21 protein-coding genes are annotated in these 24,434 nt (G+C 63.8%); 7 read left to right on the top strand and 14 right to left on the bottom strand.

Going from position 1 to position 24,434, the window contains the following annotated elements; genetic code table 11:
- Positions 1-133: 133 nt before the first annotated feature.
- On the top strand, positions 134-649 hold the full coding sequence (gene rplJ, locus J7S20_RS01060; RefSeq protein ID WP_284052383.1) for a 50S ribosomal protein L10: 516 nt from the start codon (positions 134-136) through the stop codon (positions 647-649).
- Positions 650-705: 56 nt separating this feature from the next.
- The gene (gene rplL / locus J7S20_RS01055) at positions 706-1,083 is read left to right on the top strand and encodes a 50S ribosomal protein L7/L12 (protein ID WP_284052382.1); all 378 of its coding nucleotides are present in this window, start codon (positions 706-708) and stop codon (positions 1,081-1,083) included.
- Between the two features lie 85 nt (positions 1,084-1,168).
- Here the strand turns inward: rplL and J7S20_RS01050 are convergent, their stop codons facing one another.
- The 6 genes from J7S20_RS01050 to J7S20_RS01025 form a co-directional block, all read right to left on the bottom strand.
- Positions 1,169-1,939: a hypothetical protein gene (locus J7S20_RS01050; protein ID WP_284052381.1), complete on the bottom strand. Its 771-nt coding sequence runs from the start codon at positions 1,937-1,939 to the stop codon at positions 1,169-1,171.
- On the bottom strand, positions 1,936-2,163 hold the full coding sequence (locus J7S20_RS01045; RefSeq protein ID WP_284052380.1) for a helix-turn-helix domain-containing protein: 228 nt from the start codon (positions 2,161-2,163) through the stop codon (positions 1,936-1,938). Before J7S20_RS01045 ends, J7S20_RS01050 begins: the two co-directional genes overlap by 4 nt.
- 5 nt (positions 2,164-2,168) lie before the next feature.
- A complete protein-coding gene (locus J7S20_RS01040; RefSeq protein ID WP_284052379.1) occupies positions 2,169-2,636 on the bottom strand; it encodes a DUF2975 domain-containing protein in 468 nt (155 codons plus the stop codon).
- Positions 2,637-2,827: 191 nt separating this feature from the next.
- Entirely contained in the window at positions 2,828-4,243 is a 1,416-nt protein-coding gene (locus J7S20_RS01035) for a M16 family metallopeptidase (protein ID WP_284052378.1), read from the bottom strand.
- Entirely contained in the window at positions 4,240-5,658 is a 1,419-nt protein-coding gene (locus tag J7S20_RS01030; RefSeq protein ID WP_284052377.1) for a M16 family metallopeptidase, read from the bottom strand. Before J7S20_RS01030 ends, J7S20_RS01035 begins: the two co-directional genes overlap by 4 nt.
- 101 nt (positions 5,659-5,759) lie before the next feature.
- Complete coding sequence (locus tag J7S20_RS01025; RefSeq protein ID WP_284052376.1) at positions 5,760-6,518, bottom strand: hypothetical protein; 759 nt, start codon at positions 6,516-6,518, stop codon at positions 5,760-5,762.
- 301 nt (positions 6,519-6,819) lie between these two features.
- Here J7S20_RS01025 and J7S20_RS01020 point away from each other — a divergent pair, with 301 nt between their 5' ends.
- The gene (locus J7S20_RS01020; protein ID WP_284052375.1) at positions 6,820-6,996 is read left to right on the top strand and encodes a hypothetical protein; all 177 of its coding nucleotides are present in this window, start codon (positions 6,820-6,822) and stop codon (positions 6,994-6,996) included.
- Between the two features lie 194 nt (positions 6,997-7,190).
- Here the strand turns inward: J7S20_RS01020 and J7S20_RS01015 are convergent, their stop codons facing one another.
- Entirely contained in the window at positions 7,191-8,249 is a 1,059-nt protein-coding gene (locus J7S20_RS01015; RefSeq protein ID WP_284052374.1) for a hypothetical protein, read from the bottom strand.
- A gap of 380 nt (positions 8,250-8,629) precedes the next feature.
- Between J7S20_RS01015 and rpoB the strand changes: the two genes are divergently transcribed.
- Together rpoB and rpoC are read left to right on the top strand one after the other, a co-directional pair.
- On the top strand, positions 8,630-12,784 hold the full coding sequence (rpoB, locus tag J7S20_RS01010) for a DNA-directed RNA polymerase subunit beta (protein WP_284052373.1): 4,155 nt from the start codon (positions 8,630-8,632) through the stop codon (positions 12,782-12,784).
- A 74-nt stretch (positions 12,785-12,858) separates the two neighbouring features.
- Positions 12,859-17,145: a DNA-directed RNA polymerase subunit beta' gene (gene rpoC, locus J7S20_RS01005; protein ID WP_284052372.1), complete on the top strand. Its 4,287-nt coding sequence runs from the start codon at positions 12,859-12,861 to the stop codon at positions 17,143-17,145.
- 99 nt (positions 17,146-17,244) lie between these two features.
- Here the strand turns inward: rpoC and J7S20_RS01000 are convergent, their stop codons facing one another.
- Positions 17,245-17,394, bottom strand: a complete 150-nt coding sequence (locus tag J7S20_RS01000; RefSeq protein WP_284052371.1) for a hypothetical protein — start codon at positions 17,392-17,394, stop codon at positions 17,245-17,247.
- A 109-nt stretch (positions 17,395-17,503) separates the two neighbouring features.
- Between J7S20_RS01000 and J7S20_RS00995 the strand changes: the two genes are divergently transcribed.
- Positions 17,504-17,962, top strand: a complete 459-nt coding sequence (locus J7S20_RS00995) for a hypothetical protein (RefSeq protein WP_284052370.1) — start codon at positions 17,504-17,506, stop codon at positions 17,960-17,962.
- On the opposite strand, the gene J7S20_RS00990 is transcribed toward J7S20_RS00995, so the two are convergent.
- The 5 genes from J7S20_RS00990 to J7S20_RS00970 form a co-directional block, all read right to left on the bottom strand.
- Complete coding sequence (locus tag J7S20_RS00990) at positions 17,959-20,190, bottom strand: glycoside hydrolase family 3 N-terminal domain-containing protein (RefSeq protein WP_284052369.1); 2,232 nt, start codon at positions 20,188-20,190, stop codon at positions 17,959-17,961. The two genes, J7S20_RS00995 and J7S20_RS00990, sit on opposite strands and share 4 nt — an antisense overlap.
- A gap of 42 nt (positions 20,191-20,232) precedes the next feature.
- On the bottom strand, positions 20,233-20,844 hold the full coding sequence (locus J7S20_RS00985; protein WP_284052368.1) for an ATP-binding cassette domain-containing protein: 612 nt from the start codon (positions 20,842-20,844) through the stop codon (positions 20,233-20,235).
- Positions 20,834-21,523, bottom strand: coding sequence for a molybdate ABC transporter permease subunit (gene modB / locus J7S20_RS00980; protein WP_284052367.1), 690 nt, complete (start codon positions 21,521-21,523; stop codon positions 20,834-20,836). Before modB ends, J7S20_RS00985 begins: the two co-directional genes overlap by 11 nt.
- Positions 21,523-22,284: a molybdate ABC transporter substrate-binding protein gene (gene modA / locus J7S20_RS00975; protein ID WP_284052366.1), complete on the bottom strand. Its 762-nt coding sequence runs from the start codon at positions 22,282-22,284 to the stop codon at positions 21,523-21,525. Before modA ends, modB begins: the two co-directional genes overlap by 1 nt.
- 102 nt (positions 22,285-22,386) lie before the next feature.
- Positions 22,387-22,695 carry a phasin family protein gene (locus tag J7S20_RS00970; RefSeq protein WP_284052365.1) on the bottom strand — a complete coding sequence of 103 codons (309 nt, stop codon included), beginning with the start codon at positions 22,693-22,695 and terminating at the stop codon, positions 22,387-22,389.
- A gap of 99 nt (positions 22,696-22,794) precedes the next feature.
- On the opposite strand from J7S20_RS00970, the gene J7S20_RS00965 reads away from it, so the two are divergent.
- Entirely contained in the window at positions 22,795-23,415 is a 621-nt protein-coding gene (locus J7S20_RS00965; protein ID WP_284052364.1) for an SCO family protein, read from the top strand.
- Here the strand turns inward: J7S20_RS00965 and J7S20_RS00960 are convergent.
- The gene (locus J7S20_RS00960; RefSeq protein WP_284052363.1) at positions 23,412-24,389 is read right to left on the bottom strand and encodes a cytochrome c oxidase assembly protein; all 978 of its coding nucleotides are present in this window, start codon (positions 24,387-24,389) and stop codon (positions 23,412-23,414) included. The two genes, J7S20_RS00965 and J7S20_RS00960, sit on opposite strands and share 4 nt — an antisense overlap.
- Between the last annotated feature and the right edge of the window lie 45 nt (positions 24,390-24,434).

Below are 24,434 nucleotides of genomic sequence, written 5' to 3'. Positions count from 1 at the left end.
TGCTCTGGCCGCGACGATTTTTGCCCCTCGGACAATTGGAACGCTGCGTTCGGCTTCGGCTCGGGCGCGGCAGTGTGAACCGGATGCGGTCGCGCCACGGCGCAGCCCCGCATCCATTGTTGAGGAGACCGGCATGGATCGTTCCCAGAAGACCGAAGCCGTTGCCGAGCTGAACCGCACCTTTTCCGAGGTTGGCGTGGTGGTCGTCACCCGCAACCACGGTCTGACCGTCGCACAGGCGGACGACCTTCGGCGGAAGATGCGCGACGCCGGTGCGAGCTACAAGGTCGCGAAGAACCGCCTTGCCAAGATCGCGCTCGACGGAACCGATTATGCGGGTCTTTCCGACCTGCTCGTCGGTCCCACGGCGCTTGCCACATCGGAAGACCCGGTTGCCGCTGCCAAGGTGGTGGTCAACTTCGCCAAGGACAACGAGAAGCTCGAAGTCATCGGCGGCGCGATGGGCAGCACCATGCTCGACGCGGAAGGCGTGAAATCGCTTGCTTCGCTTCCGTCGCTCGACGAACTGCGTGCCAAGATCGTGGGCCTTGTACAGGCGCCCGCGACCAAGCTCGCAACCGTCACCCAGGCGCCGGCGGCTCAGCTCGCGCGTGTGTTCGGCGCTTACGGCGCCAAGGACGCGGCATAAGCCCGCGGCCCGAGACTATCCCGATATTCAACCGATTTTGATTTGGAGTTTTTGAAATGGCTGACCTGAACAAGCTCGTCGACGATCTGTCCGAACTGACCGTCCTCGAAGCCGCCGAGCTTTCGAAGATGCTCGAAGAGAAGTGGGGCGTTTCGGCCGCTGCGGCGGTTGCGGCTGCTCCGGCTGCCGGCGGCGCCGGTGGCGAAGCCGCTGCCGAAGTGAAGGACGAGTTCGACGTCGTCCTGACCGGCGACGGTGGCAAGAAGATCAACGTCATCAAGGAAGTCCGCGCCATCACCGGCCTGGGCCTGACCGAAGCGAAGGCTCTCGTCGAGGGCGCGCCGAAGGCGGTCAAGGAAGGCGTGTCGAAGGACGAGGCCGAGAAGCTCAAGGCTCAGATCGAGGCCGCTGGCGGCACCGTCGAGCTCAAGTAAGCTTGTCGCGCACCGCCTTACCGGCGGTCCGAAAAAAGAGAGGCGGTCCGGAAACGGACCGCCTCTTTTTTGTGATTGGGTGGGATCAGGCGCCGACCGCCAGCGCATCTGCACCACCCGCCACCGGCTGCGAACGGACGCGCGCGACATGATCGGCAACGCGGTACTGGATCGCACCGAGTAGCCCGGCCAGAAAACCGACCACCACCGCATCAAGCGCCATCGCCGCCAACACCACCGCATCGCTGTGCCCGCGCGCCCAGATGTGCAGCCCTGCATGTGCGAAGTTGAACGGTATTCGGGCCAGCAGCGTCAGCAACGCTCCCCACAGGAAATACCAGCCGACGCGCTTTGCGGAGCCGAGCGGTCCCGGATCCTGCCCGCCAAGCGCCGCCGACACGTACCAGGCGAACAACAGTGGCTCCAACAGGATCTGACCGATCCCGGCAACCGACGTCACGAGTTGCGATATATGCTTGTCGGTAATGCCCAGAACCGCAGCGAATACGATGCCGAATAGCAGCATCTCAACCAGCAGCACGGGTGCGAAAACCTTTATCGCGGCCCTGTCGGGTGACCTTGCGAACGCGGCATCGCCGGTCGCGTAATAGCGGATGGCAAAGAACCCGACAGCGAAGATCGACAACATCTTGAAACAACCGAACACCGCACGCAGCGGCGCTGTTCCCGCTGCAGCACGAACGGTGTCGCTCGCTGCGAAGAAACCGAGATGCAGTTCGATCAGATGCTGGGTGAATTCGACTGCGATCATCGCCGCGAAAACCAGCGGCAACGCCCGTGCATAGCGCCATGTATCGCGATAGACCGTCAGCAGCGCCCCGAAAAACGTCTTCATTGCCCGTCCTCCACTTCTTCTTCGGCGGCAAAGGCCAGAATGTCGCCGGGTTGGCAGTCGAGCGCCCGGCAGATCGCCTCCAGCGTGGAGAAGCGAACCGCCTTGGCCTTGCCCGTTTTCAGGATCGAGAGATTGGCGATCGTGACGCCGACCTCTTCGGAAAGTTCGGTCAGCGACATGCGCCGCTCACGCAGCAAGTCGTCGAGATGGACGGTCACCGGCATGGCGATCACACCGTCCCTTCAAGGTCGTCGCGCATATCGGCGCCGACCTGGAAAACCCGCGCCAGGACGAACAGCAGCAGTACCGCAATCCATCCGCCGATCGCGGGCGACCATGTCATCGTTTCCGCCCCGGCACTGCGAATCCAGAACAGCACCGCTCCGAGGCAAAGATCGAGAATCTGTAACCCCAGCATCCCCCATGCAATCGCCAAAACACGGCGTGCATTGGCCTGACGGAACGGGTCGCCCTCCCCCACGCTGCGCACGATCGCCAGCGCGCTGATAACAATGCGATGAAAGAATACGGAACCGATCACGCCGGTCAGAACGCCGACCTCCATCGCCGCCAGCATCTCTGCGATTGCTGCGTCCGCGCCGTATTTCGCAGCCAACATCGTTTCGACGAAATTTCCGGGGACCAGCGCAATCACGCCGAAGATGACGAAAGCGCTGGCCACCGCGATGTTCAGCACCATGGCGATCCTGAGCACCACCGTCGCCGCCCCGAGCAGTCTGTCGCGTCGCATGTCGCATCTCCCTTTCGCAAAGAGGCTAGAGATTTATCGATAAACGGCAATACTTTTTATTGATATTCGATATTTTTGGCTATCGCGTAAAAAAAGGGCGGCCCGGAGGCCGCCCTTTCGCCAGGTCTTTCGTTCGGTCAGGGAATGGTAACCGTCTTGAAGTCCATCCCCTTCAGTTCGGGCAGCGCCTTCAATTGCGGCTCGACCGTTTTCAGATCGCCGACGACGACCAGCGTCATCTTGTCGAGCGGGACCGTCGTCTTGATCGCATCGCTCATCTGCTGGGGCGTCACCGCCAGCACCGACGGGACGTAGTTATCCAGCCAGTTTTCGGGCAGGTTGAGCGTATCGACGCTCGCAAGCGAAGAAAGCACCGACGAAGCGGTCGAGTTCTGGATCACGAACAATCCCGACAGATAGTTGCGCATACCCTGCGCTTCCTGATCGCTCGGCGCCGTACCCTGCATCTTGCGGATTTCGGAGAATACCTCGTGCAGCGCGGGGCCTGTCGATGCGGTCGTCACATCGGCGTCGAACTCCCACATCGCGTCGCCGGGATGATGGGTGATGCTGGACCGCGGCGAATAGGTATAGCCCTTGTCTTCGCGAATATTCTTCGTGATCCGCGAGCTGAACGATCCGCCGAGCAGCGCATTGGCGACGCGCAGCGGAATATCGCCCTGCGCCCCGGCCTTTGCCGCCGGAAAAGCCAGCCGGATCGTCGATTGCGGCGCGCCCGGACGATCGACCAGAATCACCTGCGGCCCCGGATTGGGCGTGGCCGGCAGCGAGAGCCGGTCCGGCCCAGCCTTCCAGTCGCCGAATGTCTTCGCGATCGCCGCCTTCACAGCGTCGCGGTCGAACTGCCCGCCGACATAGATATGCGCCCGTTCGGCTCCGTAATTGGCGTCGTAGAACGCCTTGGCCTGATCGAGCGTGTAGCCGGCGAGTTGTTCCTGTGTCGGGAACGTATGCCCATAGGGATGATTGCCATAATAGGCGCGAGCAAGCGCCGCATCGGCAAGCGATTGCGCGCGCGACAGCGCCTGGGCGAGGCGTCTCTGCCAGTTCGCCTTCACCCGGTCGAACTGGTCGGCGGGAAAGTCGGGCCGCAGCGTGACATCGCCAATCAGCTTCACCGCATCGGCAGCGTCTTCGGACAGGACGTTCATCGCGACATAGGTCTGTTGCGGCGATACCGACACGTTCAGATCGCCGCCCATGCCGGCCGCTCGCGTGGCGATCTGCTCGGCGGACATACCCCCTGCCCCTTCCTTGAGCATGTCGCCCGTCAGGTCGGCGAGCCAGGTATCGTCCGCCTCGTTCAGATTGCCCGCGAATACACGCAGCGCGACAACCGCTTTCGGCGTGTTGCCGAAGGGCACGAAGGTGACTTCCATCCCGTTGGGCAGCGAATAGGTCTCGTTGGCCGGCAGCGAGAACGGCTTCGGCGTGCCGATGGGCGGCGGGTTGGCGGGAACCTCCTGCGCGGTCGCGGGAAGCGTTGCGGTCGCGGTCAGGGCCGCGGCGATTGCGATCAGCGCGCGCTTCATTTGCCTGCTCCCTCGGCAGTTGCGGGCTGCTTGGCGCCGCCCGGCACGATGGTGAAGATGGATCGGTTGGTCGGCCGCAGATACTCGTCGGCCGTCTTCTGGATCAGCGCGGGGGTGACCGCGGCAAAGCCCTGATCGATCTGGTTGACCTTCGATGGGTCGTTGTCGAAAAGCGCATATACCGCGAGCAGATCGACCAGCCCGACGCGACCGCCGCCACCGACGGTGTCATAGAGGCTGGACCGGATCTTGGTCTTGGCACGGTCGAGCTCGGCCTGGCTGACGGGCTTGGTGCGCAGGTCGTTGACGACCGAATCCACCGCTGCCGTGATCTTCGCGTCCGAGACATCGGCGTCATGCGTAAAGTTGAACATCCACAGCATCGGGCCGTCATAATTGTACATATTGCCCAGAAACGCGTTGATGCCACCCGATACATTGCCCGCGATACCGGTATCCTGCACCAGCTTCTGGTAAAGGCGGCTGTCGTCGCCCTGCACCAGCATCTGGTCGATCAGGCCCATCGCGTACCATTCGGGCGTTCCGCGCTTCGGCATGTGATACCCGGCCGAGTAACCGGGCTTGGGGGCCAGCTTGTCGACGCGGCTGCCGGTCTTTTCCTTGGTCTGGCGCGGCTCGGAGATGTCGGGCTTGGAAACGTCAGGCCCCTTCGGGATATTCCCGAAGTATTTCTGCACCTTGGCCTTTGCCTCGGCATAGTCGATATCGCCCGCGATCACGAGCACGGCATTCGAAGGCACATAGAATTTGTGCGAGAATTCCTTGGCATCCGACACCGTCGCAGCCTCGATCTCGCTCAGGTCGCCGTAGAAATTATGGCTGTTATACCAGTTGGTATTGGCGAGCATCGGCAGATCGATCCACGGCCACGAACCATAAGGCTGGTTGAGGACGTTGACCTTCACCTCGTTGCCGACCACGCCCTGCTGGTTCTTGAGCACGGTTTCGTTGATGACCGGGTTCGCCATCCGGTCCGCCTCTAACCAGAGCACGCGGTCGAGCACGTTCGACGGAACGACTTCGAAATAATTGGTGTAATCGAACCGGGTCGATCCGTTGAGCACGCCGCCATTGTTGCTGATCGTGCCGATCAGCGTTCCCTTCGGCGCGTGTTCGGATCCCTGGAACATCAGATGTTCGAACAGATGCGCAAAGCCGGTGCGGTCGCGCGGTTCGATGCGAAACCCGATGCCGTAATAGACCGCGACCGTAACCGTGGGCGCGATATCGTCCTTGGCGAGGACGACGCGAAGGCCGTTGGGAAGCGTGAAATACTGGGTGTCGATGGCGAGCTTTTGCTCGGCGAGCGGCGGTGCCGCGGGTTCCGCCGACGCTGCCAGCGGCAATATTGACGCCGACAGCGCAAGCGCGGCGGCGAGCCGTTTGATACGCATTTGTCCCTCCCTGGGTGCTGTTTTAGCTGTGTTAGCCTATCAGCACGGTTGCAAAGGACAAGCTGCGTTTGTTCGGAAACGGACTCCCCCCTCGCGGAGGGTCAGGCCGGTATCGCAACCCGGTGCGGTCTCGCTTCGACCCGGTCATGCATGCGCGTGGGCTGATCGAGGAATATCGGGCCCAGCTTGTCGCTCGACGCTTGTTGACGCCCGACCATGACGACGGCAGCCGCGCGGCGAGCGCTACCGCTCTTGTAACGTACATCGACGATAATCATGGGGATGAAATAGGGTCTTCCCCCCGCCTGCATCACCCGCATCCGGTTTCTCGGCAACGTAAGGCGCGACTGGATCCGCTTGCTGCCCCCGGCGGCAATCCTCGATTTGGGGAGGTAGGGGCTCGGCGGGGCGGCGAGCAATTGCGCTACCTCGGCATCCTGCTGCTGATGCGCGCTGCGCAGCCAGGCCGCAACCACGACGTCATCGGCATCGACACCGCCGGGATTGTCGACGCTGATGACGAATTCGACCACGCCCTCGCCCTGCGCGGTTCCCGCACGGATCGGCTGGATCGTCACGCGCAACGGCTCTGCCGATGGCGCCGCAGGAATATAGGCGGGTTCGGCATCGGCTTCCGGTTCAGCCTCCGAAACCGACGATGCCTCTTGCCCACCGTCATCGAGCTCGTCCGGCGTAACGGAGCGCAGCACCTTGCGCCATCCCCGCCTGTTTCTCAGAAACGCAAGCGCGGCAAGGCCAAGCACGGCGATACCACCGGCCAGGGCAAACCATATCCACGCAGGAAGCCCCTTCCGCACCGGCGCGGGCGCGGGCGCCGCGTCGTTGGTAATGTCGGTCACCGCGACCGGCGGCTCTTCAGGCTGCGGCGTCGCACTCGGGCTTGGCGACGGGGTCGGCGATGCGATCGGGGCCGGACGAGCTTCAGGCGGCGCGGCCGGCGGTCGTTGCGCGCGGGCCGGCGCAGTCCGGCGCGGCGGCGGCGCGGCAGTCGCCCGGGGCGCGGGCGTGGGTTCAGGAACCGTTGGGGTTGGGGTTGGGGTCGGCGACGGCTGCGGCGTGGCGGCGGGTGCCGACTGGCGGTCGTTCGGGCCGGGTGTCGCGCTGGGCGTTGGCACCGAATAGAATTTGATCGGCGGCGATATGATCGTCGGCGACCGTGAGGGTGTGGGCGTAGGCGTCTGCAAATTCGTCACCGGCGCGATCGATTGCAGGTTGCGCGGCTCTTCCTGCGCGGCTGCGGGCAACGGCATTATCGCCGCAACGGCGCTTGTGGCCATCAGGCTGTTTCGAACGATCTTCCCCATTTGGCGCGCATAGACGACACGACCGATACGGTAGCTGAACGGGTGGACGGGGAGACGGCGTTCCACAAATGGCCTTGGGCTGCGATACATCGGGTTAGCGGAATACCCCTCCCGCAGCAGAGATCAATCTCGGATCGACAGGCCGCCATTTGCGCGCGAAAAATGGCCGGGCGGAACACCCGGCCATCCTTCTCGTATCTTTGCTCCTCAGCTGTCGAACGCTGGGCGCAAACCGCCCTTCGTCCAATTGAGCGGATTGGTGGCCGGACGCGCGTTCGGTCGCGGCGTGGCGCGTTGCGGCGCGGTTTCGGCAGCGCGTTCGCTAGCCGCCCAGGGCATTTCGGCGGGCCGACCGGCAGCTTCGGCAGCAAGCCGCTCCCTGCGATCGTAGAAACGCGCGCGGGCGAGGCGCTTTTTCAGCGTCAGGAACGGATTGTCGGGCGTAGGGCCGGCAAGAGCGGCGCGTTCGTGACGCCCCAGCCCGTCCTGCGCGCCGACGGCAGCCGCCGGCGCGACCACCGGTTGCGGGCGAACAAAGCTCGGCTCGACGGCCTCCTTGGAAGCGACATCGGTAGCCGGGGCCTCATAAGCGCGGTTGCGCTGCGGCTCGACAATCGGGGCGGTACGCTTGCGACGCATTACCATTGCCGCGGCGAGACCGGCGATCACCACCGCCGCACCTGCGAGGCCGATCCAGAGCAGCGCATTATTGTCGGGTCGCAACGACTGCTGCGCGCTCGAACCTTCCGGCCGGGCGGCTGCCGGTGTCGAGACCGTTTGTTGCACGGGAGGGCCGGAGGTCGCGTCCTGCTGCGAAATCGGCGCGGCGTCGGCAGGCGGATTGTCCTCACTTGCCGTCGCTGTCCTCGCCTTTGGTTGCGGAGCGGCAGTCGCCTTGGACGAGGCGGTTCGCTCCGTGACCGGTTTCGCCGGTGCAGTCGCCTGCTCCTCGGTCACCGGCGCTTCGTTGGGAACCTCGGACGCAAGGGCGGCGGGTGTTTCGCTGGCTGGAGCCGTGCTTTCGGTGGCGAGCACCGCAGGCGGGTCGGCTACCGGCGCCGAAGACTGCGACGGACGGTCGGACGCCATATCCGGTGCCGCCAAGCCCGACAGGTCGGGCGGAGCGACGGTTCCGGGCGTCACCGCGTCGGGCGTCGATTGCGGCGTTGCCGCCATGTCCTGCGCCATTGCGGGGGTTGCGACGCTGGCGAGCGCAGCAGCGATAGCCGCGCCGGCCAGATACGAGCTTTTATGTGCCTGTGTCATAGCCGCCACACAAAGCGATCCGCTCGATCCGGTTCCGAAACAGCCTGAAAATCAGGACGAGGCGAGCCATAGCATCGACCAAATCGCGTCGTTTATCCGACGTTCAGCGACCGTTTATCCGGCGTTCAGCAAGCGAAATCGGCCTCGCGCGGGTTTGACAGGTCCCGCCCCTGCGCCTATATCCAACAAACCTGAGCGGTCGAGAAATGGCACGTCTTCGCGCAGCGTGCCGGACGGATGGACCGTCAGGGATCATAAGACGCTGAAAGCTGCAAGTTTTCCGGCAGGAAGACGTGCGGCTTTTTCGCGTTTTGTGGCGTGCCCGCCCGGTGGCGACCGGGACGAAATTCTATTCGACGCAAGCGAGGCGAACAGCACCCATGGCTACCAAGGCAATCGAGGGCGGCACGGCAAAGCGCCGCATCCGCAAGGTTTTCGGCGACATCCACGAAGTCGTGCAGATGCCGAACCTGATCGAGGTTCAGCGCGAATCCTACGAACAGTTTCTGCGGTCGGACCCGTCGATCGACTATGTCTCGGGCCTGGAAAAGACGCTGCGCAGCGTTTTCCCGATCCGCGATTTCGCCGGCACCGCCGAACTCGACTTCGTGACCTACGAACTCGAGCCGCCGAAGTTCGACGTCGAGGAATGCCGCCAGCGCGGGATCACCTACGCCGCGCCGATGCGCGTCACGCTGCGCCTGATCGTCTTCGAGGTCGATCCCGATACCGAGGCCAAGTCGGTTCTCGATATCAAGGAGCAGGACGTTTACATGGGCGACATGCCGCTCATGACCGAGAACGGCACCTTCTTCATCAACGGCACCGAGCGCGTCATCGTCTCGCAGATGCACCGGTCGCCGGGTGTGCTGTTCGACCACGACCGCGGCAAGACGCACGCCAGCGGCAAGTTCCTGTTCGCCGCGCGCGTCATCCCCTATCGCGGTTCGTGGCTCGATTTCGAATTCGACGCGAAGGACATCGTCAACGTTCGTATCGACCGCAAGCGCAAGCTGCCGGTCACGACGCTGCTCTATGCGCTTGGCCTGAACTCGGAAGAGATCCTCAACCACTTCTACAATCGCATCACCTGGGTGCGCGGCGAAGGCGGCTGGCAGATTCCGTTCGCGCCGGAAAATTGGCGTGGCCAGAAGCCGGCGTTCGACATCGTCGATGCGTCGTCGGGCGAGGTCGTGTTCCCCGCCGGGCAAAAGATTTCCCCGCGCGCCGCGAACAAGGCGGGCAAGGACGGCCTCGAAACGCTGCTGATCCCGACCGACGAGATTTTCGGTCGCTATTCGGCCTATGACCTCATCAACGAAAAGACCGGCGAGATCTATATCGAGGCGGGCGACGAGGTTTCGGCAGAGAATCTCGAAAAGCTCGACAAGGCGGGCATCGACCGGATCGAGCTGCTCGATATCGATCATGTCAGCACCGGCCCCTGGATCCGCAACACGCTGAAGGCCGACAAGGCCGAAGACCGCGATCAGGCGCTTTCGGACATCTATCGCGTGATGCGCCCCGGCGAGCCGCCGACGCTCGAAACCGCCGAAGCGCTGTTCGGTGGGCTGTTCTTCGATCCCGAGCGCTATGACCTGTCGGCCGTTGGTCGTGTGAAGCTCAACATGCGCCTCGACCTCGATGCCGAGGACACGGTCACCACGCTGCGCACCGAGGATATCCTCGCTGTCGTCAAGACGCTGGTCGACCTGAAGGACGGCAAGGGCGAAGTCGACGATATCGACAATCTCGGCAACCGCCGCGTGCGTTCGGTCGGCGAACTGCTCGAGAACCAGTACCGTGTCGGCCTGCTGCGCATGGAGCGTGCGGTCAAGGAGCGCATGTCGTCGGTCGATGTCTCGACCGTCATGCCGAACGACCTGATCAACGCGAAGCCCGCGGTCGCCGCGGTGCGCGAGTTCTTCGGCTCGTCGCAGCTTTCGCAGTTCATGGATCAGACCAACCCGCTGTCGGAAGTCACGCACAAGCGCCGCGTTTCGGCGCTTGGGCCGGGCGGTCTGACGCGTGAGCGCGCGGGCTTCGAAGTCCGCGACGTTCATCCGACCCACTATGGCCGTATCTGCCCGATCGAAACGCCCGAAGGCCCGAACATCGGTCTGATCAACAGCCTCGCCTCGTTCAGCCGCGTCAACAAATACGGCTTTATCGAGACGCCGTACCGCAAGGTCGTCGACGGCAAGGTGACGAAGGAAGTCGTCTACCTCTCGGCGATGGAAGAGCAGAAGCACACCATCGCGCAGGCGAACGCGGAACTCGACGAGGAAGGGCATTTCGTCGAGGAAATCGTGTCCTCGCGTGAGGCTGGCGAATTCCTGATGGCGATGCGTGACCAGATCACGCTGATGGACGTCAGCCCCAAGCAGCTCGTATCGGTCGCCGCGTCGCTCATTCCGTTCCTGGAAAACGATGACGCCAACCGCGCGCTGATGGGATCGAACATGCAGCGCCAGGCGGTGCCGCTGGTTCGTGCCGAGGCGCCGTTCGTCGGCACCGGCATGGAAGAGACCGTTGCCCGCGATTCGGGTGCCGCGATCGCTGCCAAGCGCGCCGGCATCGTCGACCAGGTCGATGCGACGCGTATCGTCATCCGCGCCACGGGTGAGGTCGATGCGACCGAGAGCGGCGTCGATATCTACACGCTGCAGAAGTTTCAGCGTTCGAACCAGTCGACCTGCATCAACCAGCGTCCGCTGGTGAAGGTGGGTGACGTCGTGAACGTGGGCGACACCATCGCCGACGGCCCGTCGACCGAGTTCGGCGAGCTGGCGCTGGGCCGCAACGCGCTCGTCGCGTTCATGCCCTGGAACGGCTACAACTACGAGGACTCGATCCTCATCTCCGAACGGATCGTGAAGGACGACGTGTTCACGTCGATCCATATCGACGAGTTCGAGGTGATGGCCCGCGACACCAAGCTCGGACCGGAAGACATCACCCGCGATATCCCGAATGTCGGCGAGGAGGCGCTGCGCAACCTCGACGAGGCGGGCATCGTCTATATCGGTGCCGAGGTCGAGCCGGGCGACATCCTGTGCGGCAAGATCACACCGAAGGGCGAAAGCCCGATGACGCCGGAGGAAAAGCTGCTCCGCGCCATTTTCGGTGAAAAGGCGTCCGACGTGCGCGACACGTCGCTGCGCCTGCCGCCGGGCGTTGCCGGCACCGTTGTCGACGTTCGCGTCTTCAACCGCCACGGCATCGACAAGGACGAGCGCGCGCTGGCGATCGAGCGTGAGGAAATCGAGCGCCTGAAGAAGGACTCGGACGACGAACGCGCGATCCTCAACCGTGCGACCTGGTCGCGTCTCAAGGAAATGCTGCTCGGCCAGACGGCCACGGCGGCGCCGAAGGGCGTGAAGAAGGGTTCGGAGATCACCGAGGAACTGCTCGAAAGCGTCGACAACCATGATTGGTGGAAGTTCGCGGTTGCGGACGACGCCATGCAGTCGAATCTCGAGGCGGTGAAGGCCCAGTATGACGAGGCCGCCAAGAAGATCACCGACAAGTTCCACGATCGTCGTGAGAAGCTGGAACGCGGCGACGAGCTGCCGCCGGGCGTGCTCAAGATGGTCAAGGTCTTCGTCGCGGTGAAGCGCAAGCTGCAGCCGGGCGACAAGATGGCCGGCCGCCACGGCAACAAGGGCGTCATCTCGCGCATCCTGCCGCAGGAAGACATGCCATTCCTCGAGGACGGCACGCCGGTCGACCTCGTGCTCAACCCGCTGGGCGTGCCCAGCCGCATGAACGTCGGGCAGATCTTCGAAACGCATCTCGGCATGGCCGCGCGCGGCCTTGGCCGTCAGGTTGCCGATGCGCTCGAGGAATGGCGTGAGAAGAACCCCGATGCGACGGCCGATGCCATGCCCGACGCGGTCAAGGATCGTCTCAAGACGATCTACGGTGACCGCTACACGGCAGAGATCGACGCCCGCGACGGCGGTCAGATCGTCGAACTGGCGGGCAACCTGCGCTCTGGCGTGCCGATGGCGACGCCGGTGTTCGACGGTGCGCGTGAAAGCGACGTGGCCGACATGCTCGAACTCGCCGGTCTCGACCGATCGGGTCAGGTGACGCTGTATGACGGTCGCACCGGCAACGCCTTCGATCGCAAGGTGACCGTCGGCTACATCTACATGCTGAAGCTGCACCACCTGGTCGACGACAAGATCCACGCGCGTTCGATCGGACCGTACAGCCTCGTCACCCAGCAGCCGCTGGGCGGTAAGGCGCAGTTCGGCGGTCAGCGCTTCGGTGAGATGGAGGTCTGGGCGCTTCAGGCCTACGGCGCCGCCTATACGCTGCAGGAGATGCTGACGGTGAAGTCCGACGACGTGGTCGGCCGCACCAAGGTCTACGAAGCGATCGTCAAGGGCGACGACACGTTCGAGGCGGGCATTCCGGAGAGCTTCAACGTGCTCGTCAAGGAAATGCGCTCGCTGGGCCTCAACGTCGAACTGACCAATGTCGAGGATCAGGACGGCGACGAGCCCCCGGCCATCGCCGCGGAGTAAACAGCCTCCCGACCGTCGCCAGAATATCCCTCCCCTAGCCCCTCCCGAAACGGGAGGGGAATTGGAGCCAAGAAATGAACGAACTGACCAATTTCGCGAACCCGGTCCAGAAGCCGGAGACCTTCGACCAGATCCAGATCGGCATCGCGTCGCCCGAGCGCATCCGTTCCTGGTCGTTCGGCGAGATCAAGAAGCCCGAGACGATCAACTATCGCACGTTCAAGCCCGAGCGTGACGGTCTGTTCTGCGCGCGTATCTTCGGTCCGATCAAGGATTACGAATGCCTGTGCGGCAAGTACAAGCGCATGAAGTACAAGGGCATCGTCTGCGAAAAGTGCGGTGTCGAGGTTACCGTGTCGAAGGTCCGCCGTGAGCGGATGGGCCATATCGAACTTGCAGCCCCCGTCGCGCACATCTGGTTCCTGAAGTCGCTGCCGTCGCGCATCGGCCTGCTGCTCGACATGCAGCTCAAGCAGCTCGAGCGCGTGCTCTATTTCGAGAGCTACATCGTCACAGAGCCCGGCCTGACCCCGCTCGAAAAGTTCCAGCTGCTCACCGAGGACGAACTGCTCGAGGCGCAGGACGAATATGGCGAGGACGCCTTCTCCGCCGGCATCGGCGCCGAGGCGGTCAAGAACATGCTCATGGACCTCGACCTCGAGGGCGAGCGTGACGACCTTCTGAAGGAACTGGCCGAGACCAAGTCCGAGCTGAAGCCCAAGAAGATCATCAAGCGGCTGAAGGTCGTCGAAAGCTTCATCGAATCGGGCAACCGCCCCGAATGGATGATTCTCGACGTCGTTCCGGTCATTCCGCCCGAACTGCGCCCGCTCGTGCCGCTCGACGGCGGTCGTTTCGCGACGTCGGATCTCAACGACCTGTATCGCCGCGTCATCAACCGCAACAACCGCCTGAAGCGGCTGATGGAGCTGCGCGCGCCCGACATCATCGTGCGCAACGAAAAGCGCATGCTTCAGGAATCGGTCGACGCGCTGTTCGACAACGGCCGCCGCGGCCGCACGATCACGGGCGCCAACAAGCGTCCGCTGAAGTCGCTGTCCGACATGCTGAAGGGCAAGCAGGGCCGCTTCCGTCAGAACCTGCTCGGTAAGCGCGTCGACTATTCGGGCCGTTCGGTCATCGTGACGGGTCCGGAGCTCAAGCTGCACCAGTGCGGCCTGCCGAAGAAGATGGCGCTCGAACTGTTCAAGCCGTTCATCTACGCCCGTCTCGACGCCAAGGGTCTGTCGATGACCCTCAAGCAGGCGAAAAAGTGGGTCGAGAAGGAGCGCAAGGAAGTCTGGGACATCCTCGACGAAGTCATTCGCGAGCACCCCGTTCTTCTCAACCGCGCGCCGACGCTCCACCGTCTGGGCATCCAGGCATTCGAGCCGGTGCTGATCGAGGGCAAGGCGATCCAGCTGCACCCGCTCGTCTGCTCGGCGTTCAACGCCGACTTCGATGGTGACCAGATGGCCGTTCACGTTCCGCTGAGCCTCGAGGCGCAGCTGGAAGCGCGCGTGTTGATGATGAGCACCAACAACATCCTGTCGCCCGCCAACGGCAAGCCGATCATCGTGCCGTCGCAGGACATGGTGCTGGGTCTGTATTACATCACCATGGAGAAGGAAGGTGAGCCCGGCGAGGGCATGGTCCTTTCCGACATCCAGGAAGTCCATCAGGCGCTCGATTCCGGCGCGGTGACGCTGCACTCGAAGATCACGGCACGCGTGCCGCAGACCGACGAGGACGGCAACACGTACATGAAGCGTTACGAGACCACGCCGGGCCGTATGCTTCTCGGCGAAAAGCTGCCCAAGACGCACAAGGTCCCCTACGAGATCATCAACCGCCTCCTCACCAAGAAGGATGTCGGCGACGTGATCGACGAGGTCTATCGCCACACCGGCCAGAAAGAGACCGTGCTGTTCGCCGACGGCATCATGTCGCTCGGCTTCCGCCACGCGTTCCAGGCAGGCATCTCGTTCGGCATGGATGACATGATCATCCCCGGCGCGAAGGAGAAGCTGGTCGACGAAACGCGTGAGCAGGTGAAGGATTACGAGCAGCAGTATCAGGACGGTCTGATCACGCAGCAGGAAAAGTACAACAAGGTGATCGACGCCTGGAGCCGCTGCGGCGATCAGGTCGCGAACGCCATGATGGACGAGATCAAGGCGGTCAAGAAGTACGAGGACGGCCCGATGAAGGGCCGCGAGAAGCCGATCAACTCGATCTACATGATGGCGCACTCGGGTGCGCGTGGTTCGCAGGCGCAGATCAAGCAGCTTGCGGGTATGCGCGGCCTGATGGCCAAGCCGTCGGGCGAGATCATCGAGACGCCGATCATCTCGAACTTCAAGGAAGGCCTGACCGTCCTTGAATACTTCAACTCGACCCACGGCGCACGTAAGGGTCTTGCCGACACCGCGCTCAAGACGGCGAACTCGGGTTACCTGACCCGTCGTCTCGTCGACGTCAGCCAGGACTGCGTGATCGTCGAGAAGGATTGCGGCACCGACCGTTCGCTGGAGATGAAGGCGATCGTTCAGGGCGGCAGCACCATCGCGTCGCTTGCCGAGCGTATCCTCGGCCGCACCACCGCGGAGGACATCGTCGATTCGAAATCGGGCGAAGTCGTCATTGCCGAAGGCACGCTGCTCGACGAGCCGATGGTCGCCAAGATCGACGAGATCGGCGTCCAGTCGGTCAAGATCCGCTCGCCGCTGGTGTGCGAATCGAAGATCGGCGTATGCGGCAAGTGCTATGGTCGTGATCTCGCCCGCGGTACACCGGTCAATATCGGCGAAGCGGTCGGCGTCATCGCAGCGCAGTCGATCGGTGAGCCGGGCACGCAGCTGACGATGCGGACCTTCCACATCGGCGGTGCGGCGCAGCTCAACGAGCAGTCGAACCTCGAAGCGCCGGTCGACGGCAAGATCGAGTATCGCGAGATGCGGATCATCGAGGACAAGCGTGGCCGCAAGGTGGTGCTCAGCCGCTCGGGCGAGCTGGCGATCCTCGACGACGAGGGTCGCGAGCGTGCGGTCCACCGCATCCCCTATGGCGCCTATGTGATGTTCGACGATGGCCACATCGTCACGCAGGGCGACCGGATGGCCGAATGGGATCCGTTCACCGCGCCGGTGATCACCGAAACCGGCGGTACGGTGAAGTATCAGGACCTCATCGAGAACAAGACGCTGACCGAGCAGGTCGACGAAGCGACGGGGATCACCCAGCGCGTCGTCACCGAATACCGCGCCCCGTCGCGGTCCAAGGAAGACCTGCGGCCGCGCATCACGCTGCTGGATGGCGATTCGGGCGAAACCGCCCGCTACATGCTGCAGCCGGGCGCGGTGATCTCCGTCGATGACGGTGCCGAGGTGAAGGCCGGCGACGTTGTCGCGCGTGTCGCTCGCGAATCCGCGAAGACCCGCGACATCACCGGCGGTCTGCCGCGCGTCGCCGAACTGTTCGAAGCGCGCAAGCCGAAGGAAAATGCGATCATCGCAAAGGTCTCCGGCCGTGTCGTGTTCGGCAAGGACTACAAGGCCAAGCGCAAGATCGGCATTCAGCCCGAGGACGGCGATCTGGTCGAATATCTGGTGCCGAAGTCGAAGGTGATCGACGTCCAGGAAGGCGACTATATCAAGCGTGGCGACAACCTGATCGGCGGTTCGCCCGATCCGCACGACATTCTGGAAGTCCTCGGCATCGAGGCGCTGGCCGAATATCTGGTCAGCGAAATCCAGGAAGTCTACCGGTTGCAGGGCGTTAAGATCAACGACAAGCACATCGAGGTGATCGTTCGCCAGATGCTGCAGAAGGTCGAGATCACCGATGGCGGCGACACCACGCTGCTCGCCGGTGAACAGGTCGATCGCGAGGAAATGGACGCGATCAACGCCAAGCTCGAAAAGAAGCAGCAGCCGGCACAGGGCAAGCCCGTCCTGCTCGGCATCACCAAGGCCAGCCTCCAGACGCGCAGCTTCATTTCGGCGGCGTCGTTCCAGGAGACCACCCGCGTGCTCACCCAGGCTTCGGTCGAGGGCAAGCAGGACACGCTCGTTGGCCTGAAGGAGAATGTGATCGTTGGTCGCCTGATCCCGGCGGGTACGGGTGCGGGCATGAACCGCATGCGCATCGCCGCCTCGTCGCGTGACGCCGCGCTCCGCGCCCAGCAGCGCAAGCTGCAGGAAGCGCTGATCGCCGCCGAAAGCGCCCAGGAAGAGCATGAGGCCGAACTGGCGCAGGATCCGGTGGACGCGATGGTGACGTCGGATGCGCTGGAAAAGGTGGAGACGTCGGGTGACGGTTCCGACGAAGCCGCCGGCGACTATCTGAACAAGGAGGACTGATCGCCCTCCGGCGTCAGACCTGCCGATAAAAGAAACCGCCGCCCGGCCATCCGGGCGGCGGTTTTTCTTTGCGGGTCGATAGCGTCAACTTCTCGATACTCAATCGGGCGGCAGGTTGGTCAGCCCCCTTTCCACGGCACGCTCCTCTCCCTCGTCGAGCTTGCGCAACGCGTCGGCCTGCTCTTCGCTTGCCGGCTGCCCGGTATCGCGGTCATCGTCCTTGCGGGCTTTGGAATCTCGCTCGGTCATTGCATTCTCCTTCGCGATTCCAACGTTCGACCAACAACATGGATGCTCGTCGGAACCCCGGCCGGGCATTCGCGCGTTCGTCGGACATCTTCGTGAACAAGGAACAGTCATGCGCGCATCGACGGCAGGAATAATCGGCGGCATCGTCGGCGGGGTCGGATTGACGGCCGCCCTGATCGCACGACAAAGGTCACACGGACAGGACGGCATCGTCGCGAAGAACGCTCGCGAACTGCTCGACCGCAGCGTCGATCGCGAAGCCATCGCCGACGATCGCAGCAACCATGCTATCGATCAGGCGAACAAGCTGCTCGCATCGGCGACCTTCAGCGCAGGCTATTCTGCCGTGCGGTATTTCTCGCCGCGCCTTCCGGCGACCGGCGTAGGCGCGGCCTATGGTATCGGCCTGTACGCAACGAATATCGCGCTCCCCTCCCCAATCATCACGATTGGCGAAACGGAGGAAACGGTTCCGCTGCGCGTATCGCTCGAACGCGCCGGCCTGCACGCATTGTTCGGCCTCGCCACCGCACTGATTGCCAGCGCGCTGAGCAGCAGGGACGATTAACCGGCCAGCGTAAAGCGCGCGCTGGCCGCAGCGTTCGAATCTCCGCCGACATAGATGTCATAGTCGCCGGGTTCGGTGCCCCAGCTCATGTCGCGCCGTGTGAACGCCAGGTCTTCGGGCCGTATCTCGAACGTCACATCGCGACTATCGCCCGGCTGCAATTCGACGCGCTCAAAGCCCTTCAAGCGGCGCACCGGGCGGCTTACACTCGCCAGCCGGTCGTGAACGTAAAGCTGCGCGACGGTCGCACCGGCCCGCTTGCCCGTATTGGTGACGCGCGTCGTGACGGTGATCGCGCCGCCGGGCTGCAACGTGTCGCCCGAAAGCCGCGGATCGCCGAATGAAAAGCTCGTATAGCTCAGCCCGTGGCCGAACGGATAAAGCGGCGCGTTGACCAGATCGACGTAGCGGCTGGTATAGACCTTGTCGATCGAGCCCGGCCGTCCCGTCGGCAGATGATCATAGGTGATCGGAACCTGACCCAGTGCGCGCGGGAAGGTAACCGGCAGCTTGCCCGAAAAATCGGCGTCGCCGAACAACAGGTCGGCCAGCGCATTGCCGCCCTGCTCGCCCGGCACCCAGATGTCGACGATCGCGCCGACATGTGCGTCGAGCCAGGATAGATCGAGCGCGCGACCGCTGGTGAAGACCACGACGACGGGCTTGCCGGTTTCGACAATCGCCTTGGCGAGGTCGAGCTGACGACCCGGCAGGCCAATGAAGGCGCGGCTGTCGCCCTCCCCGATCATGTCGTCGGTCTCGCCCAGCACGAGCACCGCCACATCCGCGCGCTGCGCCGCCGCGACGGCAGCGGGAATGTCCGCCCCCTCGTCCCCGCGCACCGGAACGCCGAGCGCATGTTCGATCGTCACCCTACGGCCCGCATTGGCCTTCAGCCCGGCGAGCACGGAGACGACATTCTTCTTGTCGCCGAGCGCAGGCATCGTGCCGAGCATATTGGCGGTATCGTCCGCGAGCGGCCCGATGACCGCGACCCGCCCCTGTCGGGCGAGCGGCAACACGCCGTCATTCTTCAGCAACACCATCGACTGCCGCGCAACCTCGCGTGCAAGCTTGCGATGCGCTGCCTTCCAGGGCTGAGCGCTCGACAGCCGCCGGTTGCCATAGCGGAAGGCGTCGTCGAGCAGGCCAAGCTTCGCCTTGGCCGTCAGCACGCGGCGTACCGCTGCATCGACCTCCGCCTCGGGCACCCGGCCGCTTCGTACCAGACCGGGCAGTTCCTTGGCATAGGTTCCGCTGTGCAGATCGACATCGACACCGGCATGAAGCGCCTGGCGCGCGGCATCGGCGGGGTCGGACGCAACGCCATGCGTCACGAGTTCGAGGATCGCGTCATAGTCGGACGTGATGACGCCGTCCCAGCCCCATTCCTCGCGCAGCACACCCGTCAGCAGTTCGCGGCTGGAGGTGATGGGGACGCCGTCAAGCGTATTGAACGCCGCCATCACCGACCCGATGCCCGCATCGCACAGCGCCTTGAACGGCGGCAGGTAGACGTCGCGGAACTCGCGTTCGGGGATGTTGACGCTGTTATAGTCGCGGCCCGCCTGTACGCCGCCATAGCCCGCGAAATGCTTGGCCGTCGCTAGCATGGTGTTGGGCGCGGACAGATCGTCGCCCTGAAATCCACGCATCTGCGCAACCGCCATGGCACTGCCGAGATAGGGGTCCTCGCCCGCCCCCTCGGTCATCCGTCCCCAGCGCGGATCGCGCGCGATGTCGACCATCGGGCTGAACGTCCAGGTGACGCCGTGCGCGGTCGCCTCCACCGTTGCCGCGCGCAGCGTCTGCTCGACGAGATCGGGGTTCCAGGTCGCTGCAAGCGCGAGCGGCACCGGAAACTCGGTGGTGAAGCCGTGCGCGACATCGCCGCAATACCAGATCGGAACCTTGTTCGGCGACTGCATGGCAAGCTGCTGCGTCTTGCGCGTGAAGCTTTCCAGATTGACGCCGGGGAGCGCCCCCTTGGTGATGACGCCGTTCGTGCCGCCCAGACCTTTGCGCACCAGCGCTTCGAAATCGGGGTGGTCGTCGCCGATCACGCAAAGCTGGAGCGCCTTTTCCTCCAGCGACATGCGGCCGATGATCGCGTCGATCTTCGCCTTTCGCCGCGCATCCTCCGCCTGCGCCCGCGCAATCGGCGGCATCACGGTAAAACTGGCGAGCAGCGCAAGCGACTGCGCAAAACGGCGGCGGGTCAGGGCCACGGCATCCTCCCATTGGAACCGGTTACATTATCTGCCCGATGCTTATACGGAAATTGTCCGCGTGCCCAGCCTGTTCGCTTCCTCGCTATCGTGCGTCACCATCAGGATCGGCAGGCCGAGCTCGTCGCGCATGCGCTCGATCAACACCATGATCTCTTCTCGCCGTGGCCGGTCGAGCGACGAAAGCGGCTCGTCGAGGAGTAGAAATGCCGGATCGCTGAGCAGCGCACGGCCGATCGCGACACGGCGCGCCTCGCCTCCCGACAGGGTGCGCGGCCAGCGTTCCATCAGATGGCCGATCCCGAGAATGTCGATGATCCGGTCGAACTCGCTCGTGTCGGCATTGTCGCGCCTGCCATAAAGCAGGTTGGCGGCGACCGTTTTATGCGGGAACAGGCGCGGATCCTGAAAGACATAGCCGACGCGGCGCTTCTCCACCGCGACATCGATCCCGGATGCGGAATCGAACAGGATATGACCGTCCACGACGATCCGTCCCCGGTCCGGCCGCAGCAGACCGGCGATCATGTTGAGCGTGGAGGTCTTCCCCGCGCCTGACGGACCGAACAACACGGTCAGCCCGCCCTCCGCCGAAAACCGACACGCTATGTCGGCATTGCCGATGCGCCGCTCGACATCGACGTCAAAGGACATGGAAGCCCCTTCCCGCACGGCGCGCCAGCAGCTCCGACACGACCAACGCCCCAAGCGAAAGCGCGACCGATACCAGCGCCAATTGCACAACGGCATGTTCGCTTCCCGGCACCTGGAGCTTCGAATAGATGGCGAGCGGCAAGGTCTGCGTTTCGCCGGGCACGTTGGAAACGAATGTGATCGTCGCGCCGAACTCGCCCAGCCCGCGCGCAAAGCCGAGCACGGCCCCGGCAAGGATACCCGGCACGCTCAACGGCAGCGTGATCGTGCGAAACACCCTGCCCGGCCCGGCGCCGAGCGTTCGGGCCGCCTGTTCGAGCCGGCGATCGACCGATTCGATCGACAGCCGCATCGCACGGACCATCAGCGGCAACGCCATGACTCCCGCCGCGATCGCAGCGCCGGTCCAGCGGAACAGCACTGTCCCGCCCGTCACCGCCTCGATCACATGCCCGACCGGCCCATCAGGCGCGAAGGCCAGCAACAGCAGCCAGCCGGTAACCACCGGCGGCAGGACAAGCGGCAGGTGCACGATGCCGTCGACCAGCACCTTGCCCGGAAACCGCCCACGCGCGAGCAGATAGGCCAGCGCGAAGGCAATCGGGATCGTCACGCCAATCGCAACGCCCGCAATCTTCAGCGACAGGGCGACCACGCCCCATTGCTCGGCCGACAGCATCAGCGCGTCGTGAAGCCGAAGCGGCGAAAGATGGCTGCAGCCTCTTTCGACAGCAGGAAGCGGCGGAAACCCTCCGCATCCGGATTGGTCGATGCCTTCAGACGCGCCACCGGATAGCGGATCGGCGCGTGACTGCTCGGCGGAAATATACCCGCCACGCGCACCTGTTCCGAGGCGGCCGCGTCGGTCGCATAGACGATACCGAAAGGCGTCGCGCCGCGTTCGACGAGCGCAAGCGCCGCGCGGACATTGTCGGCCTGCGCGACCTTGGGCCGGACCCGATCCCAGATGCCCAGATTGATGAGCGCCGCCTTGCCATATTTGCCTGCGGGCACCGAATTATAGCTCGCCATCGCCAGCCGGTTGCGGCCCAGAATGCCGGCAAGATCGACGCCCTTGCGCAGCGCTATCGACCCGTGCGTGCCAGCGCGCGCGATCAGCACGAGCTGGTTGCCGAGAAAGGTCGCGCGCGTCCCCGGCGCAAGACGCCCTCGCTTCTGGAGATAGTCCATCCAGCCCTCGTCGGCCGAAACGAACAGATCGGCAGGCGCACCCGCCGCCGCCTGCCGCGCGAGCGAGGAGCTGCCGGCAAAGGACAGCACCGGCCGCGGATGGCCATGCCGCGCCCATGCATCCGCAGCCGCGTTCATCGATTCCTGCAAGCTGGCAGCGGCGAGCACCAATGGCCCGCGCGCATGTGCTTGCGCCGGAGCGACGATGAGAAACAGGCTTGCGAGCAGCGCGCCGATCCATTGCAGCATGAACAATCTCCGAGAAGTGCGCAGCACTATATACGGCTATATATAGTGCCAGTCGAAAAGAAACCGCTGCCCGGCTGGCGGGCAACGGTCGAAGCTGGTCGGTTATTTCTTGCCCGTCATCTGCCCCACGGCGTTGCGGCCGAAACTGGCGATCATTTCGCCGATTTCGCGCGCCTGGCTGACCGACCGGCTGCCTTGTTCGCGCAGATAATCGGACTGGATACGCATCACCTCCGATACATCGCCGGCCTGTGCGGCGTCGCGCATCGCCTTGAACGCCGCATGCGTGTTCGCCTCTGCCTGGTCGAGCATCTTCATGCCCAGTTGCGAACCCGATTCCATCATCGACGATCCTGCCGCCTGCATCCGCTCCGACGCCTCGGTCGCCGGGTCGTTCTTCTTCTGTGCCATCTTGCTATCCTCCTGTCGGCGCACGGCAAATGGACGCGCGAATGGGCGCTAGGTTCCGTGTCGCTTGCACTCGCCGTCGGCGCAGCATAGCGAACCGCTATGACGAACCGCCCGCATCCGATGCTGCGCAGCATCGCCACGCTTATCTGCTGCCTTGCCCTCGCCGCGTGCGGCGGAGGCGGAGACGCATGGCACGGCACCGATGTCAGCGGCAGCACGCCCGACCTTTCCTTCCGCATGACGCGCGCCAGCGACGAGAAGCCGGTGACGGCCGCCGATTATCGCGGCAAGATCGTCCTGCTGTATTTCGGCTACACCTACTGCCCCGACGTCTGCCCGCTGACGCTCTCCCATCTCGGCCAGATGATGAAATCGATCGACGGCGCGAAGGACAATATCCGTGTGCTGTTCGTCACCGTCGATCCGCAACGCGACACGCTCGATACGCTCAAGCAATACACCTCCAGTTTCGGCCCCGAATTCGTCGGCCTGCGCGGAACCGACAATCAGCTGGCAAGCCTCGCAAAGCGGTACCGCGTCGCCTATTCGGCCGATCCCGACAACGATCCGGCCAAATATGTCGTGACGCACAGTTCGGCGGTGTATGTCTTCGACCGTCAGGGCAATGCGCGATTGCTTTTTACCGACCTTTCAACCGCGGATGCCGATCTGAAAGGCCCGACGGCCGATCTGCGGCGGCTGCTCTCGCAACCACGCTAGCGCCCCGTCCAGCCTCCGCTAGCAGTGCCGCCGTGGCCCGGCGCATTTGCACCTTCGCGCTCCTCGACGATACGCATGGCATTGAGCACCAGAATGACCGAAAGGACGCTCATCATCGCCGGCGGTATCCATACGATCAGGCCGCCGATCCGCTGGTCGGACAGCGCGTCGATCGACGGATAGATACGCCCGCACCAGGCATAGAATCCGTACAGATCGCTATCCGCAAAGGCGATGAGCGCGCCGATAGCGATCTGCGGAAACATCACGCCGACACCCAGAACAGCACGCACCGCGAAGCTGTTGTGCGCCAGTGCTTTGGGCCGTGGATCGAGCACCACCGACCAGAACAATATACCGTCGACGACCATCGACCAGTTCATGACCGAATAGAGCGCGGGGTCGATCATCGCGACGAAGTGCACCGGCGGATATAGCCACAATGCAATCAATCCCACGAACAACCCTGCCGCGATCTCGGGCTGCTGGGCGAAACGCATGAATGCGCCGAACCAACGACCGTCGACCAGCGCGCGCAGCCGCGACGGCAAGCCGCGGTAGAGCGTCGGCCAGGGCCAGGCGACCGCGATCAGGAACGGTCCGAGATGATGCATCACGACGTGCTGGATGCGGTTCATGAAAAACATGTGCTGGGCGACATATTCGAAGCGCGTCTGCAGCACCGCCCAGATCAGCAGCATCCCCATGGCAAAAAAGCCGATGCGCCAGCCCGGCTGAGGCGTGATCCGCAGACCGCGCACATATACCCAGCCGGTCAGTGCGAATCCCAGATACCAGAGCACCGAAAAGTCCCACGGTGCCCAGACGGGCAGATCGGCGGCGAAGAAACGGCTTGCGACCCACAGCAACAGGCCAAGCGCGGCAATGGCGCCGGCCACCGCCGCATTGCTGCCGCGCGGCACAGGCGCCTGCGCGTTCGCCTTGGTGGCGTCAGCGTTGGAGATGGAAACCATTCGCGAACAAGCGAGCCTCGCCCTGCCGCGACAAGAAACGCGGCC

The organism is Stakelama marina (assembly GCF_018122655.1).
Taxonomy (GTDB): domain Bacteria; phylum Pseudomonadota; class Alphaproteobacteria; order Sphingomonadales; family Sphingomonadaceae; genus Sphingomonas; species Sphingomonas marina.
The sequence above is the reverse complement of the archived record's forward strand: the minus strand, read 5'-3'. Positions and strand labels throughout refer to the sequence as shown.